Origin of the sequence: Nocardioides cavernaquae, assembly GCF_003600895.1 — a bacterium.
Classification (GTDB): domain Bacteria; phylum Actinomycetota; class Actinomycetes; order Propionibacteriales; family Nocardioidaceae; genus Nocardioides; species Nocardioides cavernaquae.
Genome location: NZ_QYRP01000002.1, coordinates 3109292 through 3125995 on the forward strand (window position 1 = coordinate 3109292; position 16704 = coordinate 3125995).

Below are 16704 nucleotides of genomic sequence, written 5' to 3' on the forward strand. Positions count from 1 at the left end.
GTGGCCCTCGATCCGGTTGACCTGCGCTCGCTCCGGCGGGCGCGTGACCTGATGGACCGCCGGTACGCCGACCCGCTCGACGTACCAGGGCTCGCGGCGGTGGCCCACATGTCTGCGGGCCACTTCCACCGCAGCTTCCGCGAGGCGTTCGGGGACACGCCGTACGGCTATCTGATGACGCGGCGCATCGAGCGCGCCATGACCTTGCTGCGCCACGGCGACCGGACGGTGACGGACGTCTGCATGGAGGTCGGGTGTACGTCGCTGGGCTCGTTCTCCAGCCGGTTCACCCAGCTCGTCGGTGCGACGCCCTCTGCCTATCGGGCGGCCGCCATCGCCGGCGACCACGACTGGCTCGACGCGTTGCCCGGCTGCGTCGCGAAGATGGTCACCCGGCCCCTGCCGTCAGGTGCCGGGTCGGATCGGTCAGGATCGGAGAAGCCCGCGGCTGTCTCCCCCGCCTAGGGTCGATCGCATGAAGATCTCACACACGTTCATCACCGTCGACGACCACGACAAGGCGCTGGCCTTCTACCGCGACCTGCTCGGCTTCACCGTGACCAAGGACGTCTCCATGGGTGACTTCCGTTGGGTCTCGGTCGCCGCCCCGGGCACCCCCGACGTCGAGGTCGTCCTCGAGACCGTCGGCGGCTCGCCCGAGACCACGCCTGCCGACCGCGAGGCGCTGGCCGCACTGCTCGCCAAGGGCCTGCTCCGCGCAATCATCCTCACCGTCGATGATGTTGACGCGATCTTCGGCAAGCTCGAGGCTGCCGGCGCCGATGTCATCCAGGAGCCGTTCGACCAGCCCTACGGTGTGCGCGACTGCGCCTTCCGCGACCCGGCTGGCAACATGGTGCGGATCAACCAGCCGCTCGCCTGATCCGTCGAGACGGCGCAACTCGGACGTCGAGACGGCGCCGTGTCGACGTCCAAGTTGCGCCGTGTCGACCTCGAAGTTGCGACGTGTCGGCTCAGATGCGGTAGGCGTCGAAGACGCCGGGCACCGAGCGGACGGCACGCAGGACGTTGTCGAGGTGCTTGGCGTCGGCCATCTCGAAGCTGAACTTCGACTTCGCGACACGATCCCGCGACGTGGTCAGCGACGCCGACAGGATGTTCACGTGGGCGTCGGAGAGCACCATCGTGATGTCGGAGAGCAGGCGGGAGCGGTCGAGGGCCTCGACCTGGATGTTGACGAGGTACGTCGACTTGGCCGTCGGCTCCCAGTCCACCTCGACCAGGCGCTCGGGCTGGGTGCGCAGCTCCTCGGCGTTGGTGCAGTCGACGCGGTGGACGGAGACCCCGCCACCCTTGGTCACAAAGCCCAGGATCTCGTCGGGCGGCACCGGGGTGCAGCACTTGGCGAGCTTCACCCAGAGGCCGTCGGCACCCTTGACGATGACCGGTACGTCGCCGGGCGACGTCCGCGGACCACGGTTGCGGCGACCGGTGATGGTGACACCCTCGGCCAGGTCCTCGGCAGCACCCTCGTCGCCGCCGTGCAGCTCGATCACACGGCGTACGACGGCGGCAGCTGAGAGCTGGCCTTCACCGACCGAGGCATAGACAGCCGTGACATCGGCGAGCTTGAAGTGATCGGCGACCTCGCTCAGCGACTCGTGGGACATGAGCCGCTTGAGCGGCAGCCCCTCCTTGCGCATGAGCTTGACGATCTGTTCCTTGCCCTGCTCGATCGCCTCGTCGCGACGCTCCTTGGTGAACCAGTGCCGGATCTTGGAGCGGGCGCGGGGCGACTTCACGAAGCCGAGCCAGTCCTGCGACGGGCCGGCATTGGGCGCCTTGGAGGTGAAGACCTCGACGACGTCGCCGTTGTCCAGCGTGGACTCCAGCGACACCAGGCGACCGTTCACGCGCGAGCCGATGGTGTGGTGGCCGACCTCGGTGTGGACGGCGTACGCGAAGTCGACCGGGGTCGCACCCGCAGGCAGGGCGATGACGTCGCCGCGCGGTGTGAAGACGTAGACCTCGGCGCGGTTGATCTCGAAGCGCAGCGACTCCAGGAACTCGCCCGGATCCTCGACCTCGGACTGCCAGTCCAGGAGCTGGCGGACCCAGGTCATGTCCTCCTTGTCGCCCATGCGCTCGGTGTCGACGCCAGCGCGGCCGTCTTCCTTGTACTTCCAGTGGGCCGCGACGCCGTACTCCGCGCGGCGGTGCTGCGCATAGGTGCGGATCTGCATCTCGACGGCCTTGCCGTGCGGACCGATGACCGTCGTGTGCAGCGACTGGTACATGTTGAACTTCGGCATCGCGACGTAGTCCTTGAACCGGCCGAGCACGGGGTTCCACCGGGCGTGGAGGACACCGAGCACCCCGTAGCAGTCGCGCTCCTCCTCGACGAGCACGCGGATGCCGACCAGGTCGTAGATGTCGGAGAAGTCGCGGCCGCCGACGATCATCTTCTGGTAGATCGAGTAGTAGTGCTTCGGCCGGCCGGTGACGGTCGCCTTGATCTTGGCGTCACGCAGGTCCTGCTCGACCTGGGCGATCACCTCGGCCAGGAACTTGTCGCGCGACGGCGCCCGCTCGGCGACCAGCCGGACGATCTCGTCGTAGATCTTCGGGTGCAGGGTCGCGAAGGACAGGTCCTCCAGCTCCCACTTGATCGTGTTCATGCCGAGGCGGTGGGCCAGCGGAGCAAAGATGTCGAGCGTCTCGCGGGCCTTGCGCTCCTGCGTCTCCTGCTTGACGAACCGCAGCGTGCGCATGTTGTGCAGCCGGTCGGCGAGCTTGATGACCAGCACGCGGATGTCACGCGACATCGCCACGATCATCTTGCGGATCGTCTCCGCCTGCGCGGAGTCGCCGTACTTCACCTTGTCGAGCTTGGTGACGCCGTCGACCAGCTCGGCGACCTCGTCGCCGAAGTCGCGCCGCAGCTCCTCGAGCGTGTATGCCGTGTCCTCGACCGTGTCGTGGAGCAGGGCGGCGCAGAGGGTCGCCTCGGTCATGCCGATGTCAGCGAGGATCGACGTGACTGCGAGCGGGTGCGTGATGTAGGGGTCGCCGCTCTTGCGGCGCTGCTCGCGGTGGTGGTGCTCGGCGGTCGTGTAGGCGCGCTCGAGCAGCGCCAGGTCCGCCTTCGGGTGGTTGGCCCTCACCGATCGGAAGAGCGGCTCGAGGACCGGGTTGACGCTCCCCTGCGGACGCGCACCGATGCGGGCGAGCCGGGCGCGCATCCGTCGCGCGGACTGTGCTCCGATCGGCTCGGGAGCCGCCGAGGACTGCTCCGTGACAGGGACCGCCGCCGCACGCGCCGCAGGCACCGTGGGCGCCTCGGGAGGCGTGTCGGGTGCGGAAACGGAACGGTCCTCGGTCACCTGCCCATCCTAGTCAGGACAAGCAGGCGGCCGAGGACCGTGGCTCCGGCTGCTACATGTAGTTGTCGCAGTCGGCGTAGTACGTGCCGTTCGACTTCACACCCTTGAAGCAGTAGCCGGCGGTCCAGTCGGTCGTCTTCTTGTAGAGCAGGGCGCATCCACCGTTGTGGCAGTTGAAGTTCACATACTGCTTCTTGTGAACGTTCCGGTCCGGGTACCACACGCGATAGAGATGTCCGGTCTTGCACACGCGCCAGACGTCGGCGCGCCGGAACGAGTTCTTGTAGTAGATGTCCGTCCGGAGGTTCCCCAGGGCGTCGCGAGTCGAGTTCGTGTACACCCAGGCTCGGTCCCAATCCCAGGGATCGACGACGACGTCAGTTCGCACGACCTTCCCCCAAGATCCCGAACACGTCTGGTTGAGGTTGATCCAGCGCGCGGTGGGGTTACTGACCGAATCTGCCGCCGCGCTCCCCGCAGGCAGGACGGCACTTGAGGCAAAGGCGACGATCATGGTCGCCAGAATTGCAAGGCAACGGCTCATACGTTTGGACCCTCCCGAGAAGTTCACCTGCCCCGAATGACAGTGAGCACAAACGCTAGGGCATCAACGACAAGGAGCCAGCGCCTCAGCGCTGGCTCCTTGTCGAATTGTTATCAGTCCTGGGGGAAGAGCGGGTACTCCACACCGGAGATGTGCTGGACCACGCGCACGACCTGGCAGGAGTAGCCGAACTCGTTGTCGTACCAGAGGTAGACGATCGCGTTGCTGCCGTTGACGATGGTCGCGTTGGCGTCGACGATCGAGGCGTGGCGCGAGCCGACGAAGTCGGTCGAGACGGCGTCGTTCGAGGTGGTGAAGTCGATCTGACGCTTCAGGCCCGAGTGCAGCGAGACGTTGCGGAGGTACTCGTTGAACTCCTCCTTCGTCGTCTCCTTCTTCAGGGTGAGGTTCAGGATCGCCATCGAGACGTCCGGGGTGGGGACGCGGATCGACGAGCCGGAGATGTGTGCCCCGAAGTCCGGCATGGCCTTCTTGATGGCCGACGCAGCACCGGTCTCGGTGAGCACCATGTTCAGCGGCGCACTGCGGCCACGACGGTCACCCTTGTGGAAGTTGTCCAGGAGGTTCTGGTCGTTGGTGAACGAGTGAACCGTCTCCACGTGGCCGTGGACGATGCCGAACTCGTCCTCGATCGCCTTGAGCGGCGGCACGATGGCGTTGGTGGTGCAGGACGCGCAGGAGATGACGTCGTCGTCGTCCGCGATGGTGCCGTGGTTGACGCCGTGGACGATGTTCTTGACGTCGCCCTTGCCGGGCGCGGTCAGGACGACCTTGGCGATGCCGGGGCGCAGGTGCTTCGAGAGCCCCTCGCGGTCGCGCCAGATGCCGGTGTTGTCGATCAGGATCGCGTCGTCGATGCCGTACTCGGTGTAGTCCACCGTGGTCGGGTCGCTCGAGTAGATGACCTGGATCTCGACGCCGTTGGCGATGATGAGGTTGCGCTCTTCGTCGATCGAGATCGAGCCGTTGAACTGGCCGTGGATCGAGTCGCGACGCAGCAGCGAGGCGCGCTTCTTCAGGTCGTCGTCGGAGCCACGGCGTACGACGACGGCGCGCAGGCGCAGGCCGTTGCCGGAGCCGGACTTCTCGACGAGCAGGCGGGCCAGCAGGCGACCGATGCGGCCGAAACCGTAGAGGACGACGTCGGTGTGGCCGTCGCGGACCAGCTTGTTCTCACCGGTGGCGCCGGCGACGGCGGCGGTGACGAACTCCTCGAGCGTCTGGCCGTTGCTGTCCTCGGCGTAGGCGAGCGCGAGCTTGCCGATGTCGATGCGCGACGGACCCAGGTCGAGGTCGGCGATGATCTGCAGGATCGGGAACGTATCCACGATGCTGAGCTCACGCGACTCGATCTGGCGCACGTACTTGTGCGTCTTGAGGATGCTGATCACGGACTTGTTCACCAGCGACCGGCTGTGCACCAGGATGGTGACGTCGCGCTCACGGTAGAGGTGGCCGATGATCGGGATCATCGCCTCGGCCAGCGCCTCGCGGCGCTTCCAGTCGGCGAAGTGGTCAGACGTCACAGCTGAGTTCTCTCTTCTTCGTGTGTGTCAGTTGGGTGGATCAGACGCGCCCGAGGGCAGTGACCGGAAGTCCGGGCACGGCATCGCGTCCCGGCAGGAACGTGAGCTCGAGCAGGACCGAGAAGGCCTGTGCCACGCCACCGCAGGACTCGACCAGCGTGCGCGTCGCAGCAGCGGTCCCGCCGGTGGCCAGCACGTCGTCGACGAGCAGCACCCGGTCACCGGGGGCGATCGCGTCCTGATGGATCTCCAGGGTCGCCTCGCCGTACTCCAGGGCATAGGACACCGCGTGGGTCGCACGCGGCAGCTTGCCAACCTTCCGGACCGGGACGAACCCCGCCCCGAGGGCCAGGGCGACAGGTGCAGCGAGGATGAACCCGCGCGCTTCCATGCCCACAACCTTGTCAACGATGACGTTGCCGTCACCGTCACGTCCAGCAGATGCGAGAGCCGTCACAACGGCCGTGAAGGCGTCGTGGTCGGCGAGCAGGGGCGTGATGTCCTTGAACAGCACCCCCGGCTCCGGATAGTCGGGTACGTCGACGACGCACTCTCGCAGGGCCCGCTCGACCTCGGCGCTCACCTCGGGAGCCGGACGACCGCTCACCTGCGGCCTTCTGGACGACCCGACTTCTCGTCGTACACCGGCATGTTCTCGCGGTACTCCGGCACGACAGCAGCGTAGGGATCAGCAGCGCGGTTGCGTGCGCGGGCCTTCGCCCGGCGGTCCGCCTGGATCACGGCCGTCTCGCCGGACTTCATGTGGACCAGGACCCGGGGTGCGACGAAGACCGACGAGAAGACGCCCGCGGCCATGCCGACGAACTGCGACAGCGCGAGGTCCTTGAGCGAGCTCGAGCCGAGCATCGCGGCGCTGACGAAGAGGATCGCGCCGAGCGGGATCAGCGCGACGATGCCGGTGTTGACGGAGCGGACCAGCGTCTGGTTGACCGCGAGGTTGGTCGCGTCGGCGTACGAGAGCCGGGTCTTGCTCATCTCGGCGGTGTTCTCGCGAATCTTGTCGAACACCACGACGGTGTCGTAGAGCGAGAAGCCGAGGATGGCCAGCAGGCCAGTGACCGCAGCCGGAGTGACCGGGAAGCCGGAGGCTGCGTAGACGCCGATGGTGATCACGATGTCGTGGATCAGGGCGACGATGGCTGCCACCGACATCTTCCACTCGCGGAAGTAGCTCCAGATGAAGAGCACCACGATGATCAGGAAGACCAGCACGCCGAGCCCGGCCCGCTGGGCCACCTCCTGGCCCCAGCTGGCGCTGACGTCGCTCTGCGAGACCTGCAGCTGGTCGTCGCCGAGTGCCGCGAGGATCGCTTCCTGAACGGTCTTGCTCTCCTCGGTGGAGAGGTTCTCGATCTGGACCAGGAGCGCGTCGTTGTTGACGGTGGTGACCGTCGGCGACGCCGCCTCCGGGAAGCCCGTGTCGGCGACCGCGGCGCGAACCTCATCAGCCGAGGACTGGCTGGCCTGCGCGGAGCTCAGGTCGCTGATGCGGTACTCGGTGCCGCCGGTGAACTCGATGCCGAAGTGCAGCGGCTTCACGATCACCGAGAGCAGCGCCACCCCGACGATCAGGCCGGTGATGACGTACCAGAGCGTGCGGCGACCGACGAAGTCGATCGAACGCTTGCCGTTGTAGAGATCGTTGCCGATCCTCGAGAACTTGCCCATCAGGCCTTCCCTCCCGCGGTCACGAGGTCCGTGCCCAAGGTCTCGGTGCTGAGTCCGGACATCCGGCCACCACCGTTGAAGAACTTGTAGTGCGCGAGCCAGGAGACCAGCGGCTTGGTGAACCAGAACAGCACGGCCAGGTCGATCACCGTGGACAGGCCGAGCGCGAAGCCGAAGCCCTTCACGACGCCGGTGGCGAAGATGTAGAGGATGAACGCGGAGAGCAGCGAGACCACGCTGGCCGCGATGCGGGTCCGCTTGGCGCGCACCCACCCGGACTCGACCGCGACCCGCATCGACTTGCCGTCGCGCATCTCGTCACGGATCCGCTCGAAGAAGATGATGAACGAGTCCGCGGTGACACCGACAGCGATGATCAGGCCAGCGATGCCGGGGAGGGTCAGCGTGAAGCCGGCCGTCTCCGAGAGCAGGAGCACCATGCCGTACGTCGCGATGGCCGCGACAGCGAGCGAGGCAAGGACGACGATGCCCAGGCCTCGGTAGTAGACCAGGCAGAAGAGCATCACGAGCCCGAGGCCGATGCCACCCGCGATCAGACCTGCGGTCAGCTGGTCACCGGCGAGCGAGGGACCGACGGTCTCGGCGTTGGTCTCCTTGTCGAAGGCGACCGGGAGCGCGCCGTACTTCAGGCTGGTGGCGAGCTCGGTCGCCTCAGCCTGGCCCATGTTGCCGGTGATGCTCGAGACGCGGCTGAGGCTGCCGCTCTGCATCGACGGCACCGAGATCGGGGCACCGTCGAGGACGATCGCGAACTGCTCCTGGTTGTTGGCGTTCAGGGCCGCGGAGACCTTGCCGAACTCCTTCGCGCCGGCGTCCTTCAGCCGGATCTCGACAAGCCAGTCGACAGCGTTCGGTTCCTGTCCGGCCTCGGCCTTGTTCAGGTCCGAGCCCTCGACGACAGCGGCGGTGAGGAGGTACTTCGCGTACGTCTTCTGGCCGGTCGGGTCCTCGATCTCCTGACAGGTGACCAGCGGCTTGGCCGGGTCGTCGTTCTCCTCCGGCAGCTCGCCGGTGATCGGGCAGGTGGCCGCGTTGTACTTCGCCACCCACTCGGCGGTCGGAGCCTCACGCCAGGCCAACGCCTTGTCGGCGTCGCCAGCAGGGGTCGGCACCTCCTTGGTGGCGCCCGGGCCGCTGCAGCGCGTCGCCGCGGCGCCTCCCGTGGCATCGGAGCAAGCGATGACGCGCATGCCGAGGCGGGCCTGGCGCTGCACGACGTCGATCAGGTCGCGCCGGCTCTCGCCGGGGATCTCGACGACGACGTGCCGGCCCGACTGGATGAAGACATCGGCCTCGTTGACACCCGAGCCGTTGACGCGGTTGTCGATGATCTGACGGGCCTCGTCGAGCTGGGACGCGCTCGGGTTGCCGATCGCGGTGAGCGTGATGCGGGTGCCGCCCTGGAGGTCAAGTCCGAGGGCGGGCTTCCAGTTGCCGGCGAGGGCAACGAGCCCGAAGAGCACTCCCAGGCCGAGCAGGAACGCGAGGAGATTGCGCCCCGGACGGTACTTCGGCTGTGCCATCAGTTGTCTCCCTCAGCGGACTTGTCAACGACCGGCTGGTCCGCGGGGTGCGCCGAGGCCGGGTGCGCTCCGGGCTGCGGCGCGCCGACGATCGCACCGCGGGCGAGCTCGACGATCACGCCGGGCGCGATCTCGAGACCGATGCGGTCGTCATCGAGCCGGGTGACCGTGCCGTAGATGCCACCGCTGGTGACCAGCGTGTCACCGACCGCGATGCCGGCCTGGAGCTCGGCCATCGCGCGCTGGCGACGACGGGCCGGGAGGACAAGGAGTAGCCAGAGAACGGCGAAGATGCCCAGCATGGGCAGCAACGCGTACAGATCCGTCACGGGAACGTGAGCCTCTCGGAGGGGAACGTCTGCGGGGCCGCTCGCGCGACCGCCGGTGCAGTGTAGCCCGGCTCAGGAACCGAAAAGGGTCGACTCCCCTGCCCCTCCTGCGGGAGCGGTGAGACCGAGGTGCTCCCACGCGGCAGCGGTCGCGACGCGCCCGCGCGGAGTGCGTGCAAGGAATCCGTTGCGGACCAGGAACGGCTCTGCGACCTCCTCGACGGTTTCGCGCTCCTCGCCCACCGCGACAGCGAGGGTGGCGAGACCGACGGGGCCACCGCCGAAGCGCCTGCAGAGCGCGTCGAGAACGCCGCGGTCGAGCCGGTCCAACCCCAGCGCGTCGACCTCGAACAGGTCGAGCGCCCGATGGGCGATGTCGAGGGTCACCACTCCGTCGGCGCGCACCTGGGCGTAGTCACGAACCCGCCGCAGCAGCCGGTTGGCGATGCGCGGCGTGCCACGCGAGCGCGAAGCGATCTCGGCCGACCCCTCCGGGGTCAGGTGGACGTCGAGGAGCCCGGCGCTGCGGTGCACGATCTTGTCCAGCTCATGCGCCTCGTAGAACTCGAGGTGGCCCGTGAACCCGAAACGGTCGCGCAGCGGCCCGGGCAGCAGGCCGGCGCGGGTCGTGGCGCCGACCAGCGTGAACGGCGGGATCTCCAGCGGGATCGCGGTGGCGCCCGGTCCCTTGCCGATGACGACGTCGACCCGGAAGTCCTCCATCGCCATGTAGAGCATCTCCTCGGCGGGGCGCGACATCCGGTGGATCTCGTCGACGAAGAGCACGTCTCCCTCGTTGAGGCCGGACAGGATCGCCGCCAGGTCTCCGGCATGCGTGATCGCCGGGCCGCTGGTCAGGCGCAACGGCGCCGAGACCTCGGCCGCGATGATCATCGCCAGCGTCGTCTTGCCCAGACCGGGCGGGCCGGAGAGGAGCACGTGGTCGGGCACCCGACCGCGCGCCTTGGCGGCGTCGAGCACCAGCCCGAGCTGCTCGCGGACCCGCTCCTGGCCGATCACCTCGTCGAGGGACTTGGGACGGAGCGCCGCCTCGACGACGCGCTCGTCCGCCTCGGCGTCAGCCGCGGTGAGCCGGCCCTCCATCCGGGCCAGGTGCGCGGCTTCGGCGGGGGTCAGCTCGTCGAGCTCGTCGTCGTACACGGATCAGGCCTTCCGCAGCATCTGCAGCGCGGCACGCAGCAGCACCGCGACATCGGGAGACGGTCCGGCCTGCGGGGCGACCTCGTCCACCGCGCGATCGGCCTCGCGTGCCGACCAGCCGAGCCCGACCAGGCCGTCGGCGACCTGGGAGCGCCACGCATCGACAACGGGTGCGGCGGTCCGACCGCCGATGCCGGTAGGCGCACCGATGCGGTCCTTGAGCTCGAGGATGATGCGCTGGGCGCCCTTCTGACCGATGCCCGGCACGCGAGTGAGCGTCTTGACGTCCTCCCCCGCAATGGCAACGCGCAGCTCATCGGGACCGAGCACCGCCAGGATCGCCTGGGCCAGCTTGGGCCCGACGCCGCTGGCCGTCTGCACCAGCTCGAAGCAGACCTTCTCGTCGTCGTCGAGGAAGCCGAACAGGGTCAGGGAGTCCTCGCGCACGACCAGGCTCGTCGGGAGGGTCGCTGTCGCACCGAGTCGGAGCGTGGCCAGCGTGCCGGGCGTGCACATGAGCTCGAGCCCGACCCCGCCGACCTCGAGGACTGCGCTGGTCAGGCTGACGTCGGCGACCGTGCCCCGGACGTGTGCGATCACTTGTGTGCTCCGACCTTCAGGGCCTGGGCGGCGACGGCCGCCTCCAGACGGTTCTGTGCGCCACCGCGCCAGATGTGGGTGATGGCCAGGGCGAGCGCGTCGGCCGCGTCCGCCGGCTTGGGCATGGCATCGAGGCGGAGCAGCCGGGTGACCATCAGGCCCACCTGCGCCTTGTCCGCGCGACCGTTGCCGGAGACGGCCGCCTTGACCTCGGAGGGCGTGTGCAGCGCGACGGGTACGCCGCGGCGCGCGGCGCAGACCATGGCAATGCCGGCCGCCTGCGCGGTGCCCATGATCGTGCTGACGTCGGACCGGGCGAAGATCCGCTCGATGGCGACGGCGTCGGGCTGGTGCTCGTCGAGCCAGGCGTCGACGCCCTTCTCGATGGTGACCAGGCGCTCCCAGACGGGCAGGCTCGACGTGGTCCGCAGGACACCGACATCGACCAGCGACAACGGCCGGCCGATCGAGCCGTCAACCACGCCCATGCCGCAGCGGGTCAGGCCGGGGTCGATCCCGAGCACACGCACTGTCGTCTCCATCCGTCCGAACACCTGTTCGGACGCAACGTTAGCCCGGTGCCTCGACGGGTCGGGCCGCGACACGCGGCGACGCAGGAGTCAGCCGCCGAAGGACTCAGCCGCCGAAGGTGCGGGCGGGCGCGATCTCGACCCAGGTGCGGCCGCCGTCCTCGCTGCGGGTCAGCTGACCGTCCTCGCCGAGGATGTGGCCGACCTTCGCCGTGACGAACCCGACGGCGCCCGGATAGCCGCCGCGCCTCAGCCCGACCACACCTTCCAGGTCGCCGGCTGCGTCGACGCGCAGCACTCCGCTTGCGGTGCCGAGCAGGAACGTCTGGTCATCGTCCACGGCGACGACCCACTGGACCTGGTGCTTCTCCCCCACGCCCGGCCGGGCCAGGTCGCGCCACGGCTGGCCATCGGTGCTGATGCGCACCACGTCGGTCCAGGAGTCACCGGTCATGCAGCGCGCCACGGTGGCGTGGGTGCCCGTGGGGTACGGCGTGCAGGTGCCGCTGCAGCCGGCGCAGGGGTTGGGTTCGGGCGTGACGCGCGTCCACGTCGCACCGCGATCGGTCGACCGCAGCAGTGACTCGCCCTCCGGACTGACCGCGATCCCGTTGAGAGCCCCGGCCCGCGCGCGCAGGTCGAAGAGACCCTCTCCCGTGCGCAGCGGCACGGTCACCTCCTGCCAGTCGACGCTGCCGAGCCGGGCGCGCCAGAGCTTGTCGGCGCAGTCAGCGCCGCCACAGTCGTCGAGCATCGAGAGCAGGACCTGGCCGCCGTCGATGACGGCGCTCCCCCTGGCCCGGGCGCCGTCGGGGCCCGTGACCGGGAGCCAGGTGCGGCCCCCGTCGCCGGTGGCCAACAGGCCGTCCGTGTCCCAGGCGAGGTAGCCGTGCTTGCCGTCAGGCGCCATCGCCAGAGCGGTGGCGTTGACCGGCGGGAACGGGCCCGCCCCGTCGTCGTACCCGGCCTTCTCCGGCCGGGGCAGCGTCGCGACCGGCGCCCACGCGCTCGCGGTGCTCGTGCGACGCCACAGGCTCACGCAGGAGGGGCAACCCTTGACCCCGTCTGTCACCGCAAAGACCACGTCGGCCTGCGGTGCCGAGTGGCTGAGCACGGTGCCGAATTTCGTGGGCACCGCCGCGGGCGAGGACGCCGCACGCGGGGCGGAGCTGTCCGGAGACGAGCATCCACCCAGGGCCAGGACCACAGCGACAACGGTGGCCGTCAGCACGGCACACAGGTGATTCGGGGACCCCATGCGCCGATGATGCCCGACGCAGACGCATTCAGCGACGACGGGCCAGCGCGGCGTCGATGTGGTTGCGGGACCACTCCACCATCAGCACGTACGCCGCGTCCGGGACGAGGCGGTCCGCAGTGAACTGAACGCCACCCCGCGTCGTCGGCAGCCCGCCGAGCAGTGGCCGCGCCAGCGCCACCGGCTCCGAGCCGAACGGGAACATCGAGAACCCGGCCTCCGTGCGGATCACCGAGATCAGGCCGCGACCGCGGTAGGTCAGGCAGGCCATCGCGTACTTGGAGCCGTCCTCCGCCTCGGGCACCAGCTCGCGGGCGCGGTCGTAGTAGCCGCGGATCACCGCAGCGGTCACCGGAGGCAGTCCCTCCAGATACGCGTCGACCTCGGTCATGGAGCCAACATGGCACCCACGGCCCCGCTTGTCACCCGTGCCGTCGAGCAGGCGATCTCAGGCGTCGAGCTCCGCAAGGACGTCGTCGGAGATGTCGACGTTGGAGAAGACGTTCTGCACGTCGTCGAGGTCCTCGAGGACGTCGACCAGCTTCATGACCTTCTCGGCTGCCTCGGCATCGACCGGGATCTCCATGCTGGCGACGAACTCGACCTCGGCCGAGTCGTAGTCCAGGCCGGCGTCCTGCAGCGCGGTGCGCACGGCGACCACGTCGGTCGCCTCGGAGATGACCTGGAAGGCCTCGCCGAGGTCGTTGACGTCCTCGGCACCGGCGTCCAGCGTGGCCTCGAGAACGGCGTCCTCGTCGACCTCGGCCGCGCTCTCGGGCTGCTCCTTCGCGACGATCACGACGCCCTTGCGGTTGAACAGGCGCGAGACGGAGCCGGGGTCGGCCATGGTGCCGCCGTTGCGGGTGACCGCGGTGCGGACCTCCATCGCGGCACGGTTCTTGTTGTCGGTCAGGCACTCCACCAGGATCGCGACACCCTGCGGGCCGTAGACCTCGTACATGATCGTCGAGTAGTCAGCGCCGCCGGCCTCGAGGCCGCCACCGCGCTTGACCGCACGGTCGATGTTGTCGTTGGGGACCGACGACTTCTTCGCCTTCTGGATGGCGTCGAAGAGGGTCGGGTTGCCCGCGACGTCGGGGCCACCCATCCGGGCCGCGATCTCGATGCCCTTGATCAGCTTGGCGAACATCTTGCCGCGCTTGGCGTCGATCGCCGCCTTCTTGTGCTTCGTGGTCGCCCATTTGGAGTGGCCGGACATGCGCTCTCTTCCTTGCTGGGTGACTACGAACGGACGAGCTCGACGAAGAGCTCGTGAATGCGGGTGTCACCGGTGATCTCGGGGTGGAACGACGTGGCGAGCAGGCGCCCCTGTCGGACCGCGACGATCCTATCGCCCGCGCCGGCGCCGCTGATGCTGGCGACGACTTCGACGCCGTCGCCGACCTTCTCGACGTAGGGCGCGCGGATGAAGGTCGCGGGATAGGTGAACTTTTCTGCCCACGAAGGCGTGAACTCCACGACTGCCTCGAAGGAGTCGACCTGGCGCCCGAACGCATTGCGGCGCACGACGACGTCGAGTCCCCCCAGGGTCTCCTGGCCCGCGATGCCGGACTCGATGTGGTCGGCCAGCATGATCATGCCCGCGCACGTCCCGAAGGCGGGCAGACCATCGGCGATCGCGGCACGCAGCGGTTCGAAGAGGTCGAAGTGCCGCGCCAGCTTGTACATCGTCGTCGACTCGCCACCGGGAAGGACGATGCCGTCGAGGCCGGCCAGCTCGGAGGCACGGCGTACGCCGGTCGTGGCGACGCCGCAGGACTCGAGCATGGCCCGGTGCTCGCGGACGTCTCCCTGCAGGGCAAGGACGCCGATGGTCAGGTCGCGGGTGGGGCTGCTCACCCGACGAGTCTAGTTTTCGGGTGACTCCGCGCCTGCACCGGTCCCGAAGACCTGACCGTCGAGGCGGGCCACGATCTCCGAGAACGGCAGAGCGGGATCGAGGACAGCGCCCCGCTTGCGGGCCATCCCGTCGAGTTGATACCAGAGCACCTCGGCCAGTCGCGTGGCCAGTGCCTCCGGCGCCGGCTTCCGGTCGTCGCCACGCGCGAGCCAGAGCCGCACGGCCGACACGATCTGCGACGCGGTGCCGAAGACGATCAGGTCCACGGTCGCCTCGTCGTCCTCGTCGAGGGCAGCGCCGATGGCCTCGGCCCCGCTGAGAAGGACCGGCCGCATGCCCACGGACATGCCCCGGATCGCGTTGCGCAGGGGGTTGTCGATGCGGCCCGGAAGCTCGCGGACGGCGAGCCGGTGCAGCGCGCGGTGGGCGTGGGCCCACTCGACGTAGCGGCGGATCGCGCGGTGGATGACCTCGTGCACGGAGCCGTCGAAGGCGTCCGGCTCCGCGACTGCTTCGTAGAGCATCTCGAGTGCACGCTTCTGCACGGCGCGATCCAGGTCGGCGCGATCCTCGAAGTGGCGGTAGACCGCGGGGCGCCCGATGCCCGCACGGCGTGCGATCAGGTGGACGTGGATGTCCGTGGCCGGCGGATGCTCCTCGGTGACCTCGATCGCGGCCTGGATGATCTTGGCCCGACGCTCACGCTTGTGCTGCTCCCAGCGCACGCTGCGGCCGTCGACCGGCGGCGTCTCACGGGAGGAATCAGTCACGGGATGACCCTAAGGCACGAGCGCGACCTGACGCTCGACGGCACGCGCAGGTGCGGGCTGCCGCCGCGGCCAGCTGAACAGCCAGCGCCAGCCGGGCCGGTGCTGCACTCCTGCCAGGGCGCGCCCCACGATGAGCGCCACTGCCACTGCCGAAGCCCACAGCACCCCCGGATGCGTGACGCCCGCGGCGTGGAGCAACGGGACGGCGTACACGATGACGAGCATGTGCGAGGCGTAGTAGACCAGCGAGCTCCGGCCGACCGCCGCGAGCGCCGGCACGCGAAGGTGCCGGGACACGCGGACGACCGGCGCCGGCACGCGACCGGTCAGCAGCCGCGCCAGCACGTCACCGACCAGGAACCACCCGAACAGCCACAGGAACTTCTCGGCCGAGGAGTGGTCGACCTGGGTGTGCGCCCAGAAGACCGCGGGCATCGCGAGCGCCGGCGCCAGTGGACCGGCCAGGCTCAGCACGCCAGCGAGCAGGTGGAAGCAGAAGAGGTAGGCAAGGAACCACAGATAGGTGTGGGGGTCGTAGAAGACCTGCGCTGCCAGGTGCCAGGGCAGTCCCTTGCCGAGGACGAGGCAGTCGACGAACACGTGCACCAGGTCGAAGGTCACCCACACGGCGTACGGCCAGAGGATGTGGTGGACCTTGCCGCGCAGGTGACTGCGGAAGCCCTTCGCGACCGACCGCGGGACGAGCACACCCGAGAGCAGCACGAGCACCGGCATCCGGTAGTCGCCGAGCAGGTGGTTGAACGCGTGGACGAGCGGGAGGTCGTGCCCCGTCGCCGACACCGCGCTCAGCTCGGCGTGCATGATCACCACGCCTACGACGGCCCCGCCCCGAAGCGTGTCCATCCAGTCCATCCGTGCCATGTCGGCCACCGTGCCCCACGAAATCCGGGATCAGGTGACGCCGCAACGACTGCAGGGTGAACTCCGGCTCAGGCGATTCCGACGGCCCGGGCCCTCAGGAGAGGCGCCGCCGCCAGCGCGCGACGACCTCGATGCGCCCCTCGTCGAAGTGCGCCGAGAGGCCGTGGCGGGTCAGGCAGCTGAGTACGCCGTCGAGCAGGGCGTCGCCGGGGGCGGCGTTCGCGCCCGACGCGTGCCAGAGGTTGAGCTCGAGCATGCCGTTGTCGATCGCGTGCCACACGTCCGTCGGCAGGAACCAGATGACGCCCTGGAGGCTGCTGCCCTCGTTGTCGAGGAGCTTGCGCGCCGCCCAGTGGTCCTCGGCACCTGCGAGCACCTTCACCCCGTGCTGCTGGCACTCGACGAAGGCCGCCCGGAGGCGGTCGACATCGGTCGTCTCCGGCCAGGTTGCCTGCTCGGCGAGCAGCTCCTGACGGGCTGCAGCAATCCACGCGCGAGCGAGGATCGCCGCATCGATGCCGGGCATCTCGGCCGCCACCGCCTCGGCGACCTCGGCGAGCTGCTCAGCCTCGGTCAGCAGGCCCGACCGCACCTGGAGCCGCGCGTAGTCGCGCAGCTCCTCCTCAGGCGTGCGACGTGCCATTG

19 protein-coding genes are annotated in these 16704 nt (G+C 68.9%); 2 read left to right on the top strand and 17 right to left on the bottom strand.

Translation table 11 applies throughout. The annotated features are described in order from the left end of the window. Both D4739_RS14950 and D4739_RS14955 read left to right on the top strand, forming a co-directional pair. A complete protein-coding gene (locus tag D4739_RS14950) occupies positions 1-465 on the top strand; it encodes a helix-turn-helix transcriptional regulator (RefSeq protein WP_420799022.1) in 465 nt (154 codons plus the stop codon). A gap of 10 nt (positions 466-475) precedes the next feature. After that, positions 476-883 carry a VOC family protein gene (locus D4739_RS14955; RefSeq protein ID WP_120061351.1) on the top strand — a complete coding sequence of 136 codons (408 nt, stop codon included), beginning with the start codon at positions 476-478 and terminating at the stop codon, positions 881-883. A gap of 91 nt (positions 884-974) precedes the next feature. On the opposite strand, the gene D4739_RS14960 is transcribed toward D4739_RS14955, so the two are convergent. The 17 genes from D4739_RS14960 to D4739_RS15040 all read right to left on the bottom strand — a co-directional run bounded on the left by D4739_RS14960 (position 975) and on the right by D4739_RS15040 (position 16702). Then, complete coding sequence (locus D4739_RS14960; protein WP_120061941.1) at positions 975-3203, bottom strand: RelA/SpoT family protein; 2229 nt, start codon at positions 3201-3203, stop codon at positions 975-977. A gap of 193 nt (positions 3204-3396) precedes the next feature. After that, the gene (locus tag D4739_RS14965; protein ID WP_147384944.1) at positions 3397-3732 is read right to left on the bottom strand and encodes a hypothetical protein; all 336 of its coding nucleotides are present in this window, start codon (positions 3730-3732) and stop codon (positions 3397-3399) included. A 269-nt stretch (positions 3733-4001) separates the two neighbouring features. Then, positions 4002-5435 carry a glyceraldehyde-3-phosphate dehydrogenase gene (locus D4739_RS14970; RefSeq protein WP_120061353.1) on the bottom strand — a complete coding sequence of 478 codons (1434 nt, stop codon included), beginning with the start codon at positions 5433-5435 and terminating at the stop codon, positions 4002-4004. Between the two features lie 40 nt (positions 5436-5475). Continuing rightward, positions 5476-5994, bottom strand: a complete 519-nt coding sequence (locus D4739_RS14975) for an adenine phosphoribosyltransferase (RefSeq protein ID WP_220699401.1) — start codon at positions 5992-5994, stop codon at positions 5476-5478. 44 nt (positions 5995-6038) lie between these two features. Continuing rightward, positions 6039-7124: a protein translocase subunit SecF gene (secF, locus tag D4739_RS14980; protein WP_120061354.1), complete on the bottom strand. Its 1086-nt coding sequence runs from the start codon at positions 7122-7124 to the stop codon at positions 6039-6041. Beyond that, the gene (gene secD / locus D4739_RS14985; RefSeq protein ID WP_120061355.1) at positions 7124-8668 is read right to left on the bottom strand and encodes a protein translocase subunit SecD; all 1545 of its coding nucleotides are present in this window, start codon (positions 8666-8668) and stop codon (positions 7124-7126) included. The genes secF and secD overlap by 1 nt, the downstream gene beginning before the upstream one ends. Beyond that, on the bottom strand, positions 8668-8997 hold the full coding sequence (gene yajC, locus D4739_RS14990) for a preprotein translocase subunit YajC (protein ID WP_147384946.1): 330 nt from the start codon (positions 8995-8997) through the stop codon (positions 8668-8670). The genes secD and yajC overlap by 1 nt, the downstream gene beginning before the upstream one ends. A gap of 72 nt (positions 8998-9069) precedes the next feature. Next, positions 9070-10101 (bottom strand): Holliday junction branch migration DNA helicase RuvB, encoded by a 1032-nt coding sequence (gene ruvB, locus D4739_RS14995; protein WP_120061943.1) that lies wholly within the window; start codon positions 10099-10101, stop codon positions 9070-9072. A 60-nt stretch (positions 10102-10161) separates the two neighbouring features. Then, positions 10162-10758, bottom strand: coding sequence for a Holliday junction branch migration protein RuvA (gene ruvA / locus D4739_RS15000; protein WP_120061357.1), 597 nt, complete (start codon positions 10756-10758; stop codon positions 10162-10164). Then, a complete protein-coding gene (gene ruvC / locus D4739_RS15005) occupies positions 10755-11300 on the bottom strand; it encodes a crossover junction endodeoxyribonuclease RuvC (protein WP_220699309.1) in 546 nt (181 codons plus the stop codon). The genes ruvA and ruvC overlap by 4 nt, the downstream gene beginning before the upstream one ends. A 94-nt stretch (positions 11301-11394) precedes the next feature. After that, complete coding sequence (locus D4739_RS15010) at positions 11395-12546, bottom strand: WD40/YVTN/BNR-like repeat-containing protein (protein WP_147384947.1); 1152 nt, start codon at positions 12544-12546, stop codon at positions 11395-11397. A gap of 28 nt (positions 12547-12574) precedes the next feature. After that, positions 12575-12937, bottom strand: a complete 363-nt coding sequence (locus D4739_RS15015) for a DUF1801 domain-containing protein (protein WP_120061359.1) — start codon at positions 12935-12937, stop codon at positions 12575-12577. Positions 12938-12994: 57 nt separating this feature from the next. Next, complete coding sequence (locus tag D4739_RS15020) at positions 12995-13765, bottom strand: YebC/PmpR family DNA-binding transcriptional regulator (protein WP_120061360.1); 771 nt, start codon at positions 13763-13765, stop codon at positions 12995-12997. Positions 13766-13788: 23 nt separating this feature from the next. Next, positions 13789-14406 (bottom strand): pyridoxal 5'-phosphate synthase glutaminase subunit PdxT, encoded by a 618-nt coding sequence (pdxT, locus tag D4739_RS15025; protein WP_120061361.1) that lies wholly within the window; start codon positions 14404-14406, stop codon positions 13789-13791. Between the two features lie 9 nt (positions 14407-14415). Continuing rightward, positions 14416-15177, bottom strand: coding sequence for a TetR/AcrR family transcriptional regulator (locus D4739_RS15030; RefSeq protein ID WP_120061362.1), 762 nt, complete (start codon positions 15175-15177; stop codon positions 14416-14418). A 9-nt stretch (positions 15178-15186) separates the two neighbouring features. Then, complete coding sequence (locus D4739_RS15035) at positions 15187-16059, bottom strand: acyltransferase family protein (RefSeq protein WP_147384950.1); 873 nt, start codon at positions 16057-16059, stop codon at positions 15187-15189. A gap of 94 nt (positions 16060-16153) precedes the next feature. Further along, positions 16154-16702, bottom strand: coding sequence for a DUF6891 domain-containing protein (locus tag D4739_RS15040; RefSeq protein ID WP_120061364.1), 549 nt, complete (start codon positions 16700-16702; stop codon positions 16154-16156). Positions 16703-16704 lie beyond the last annotated feature (2 nt).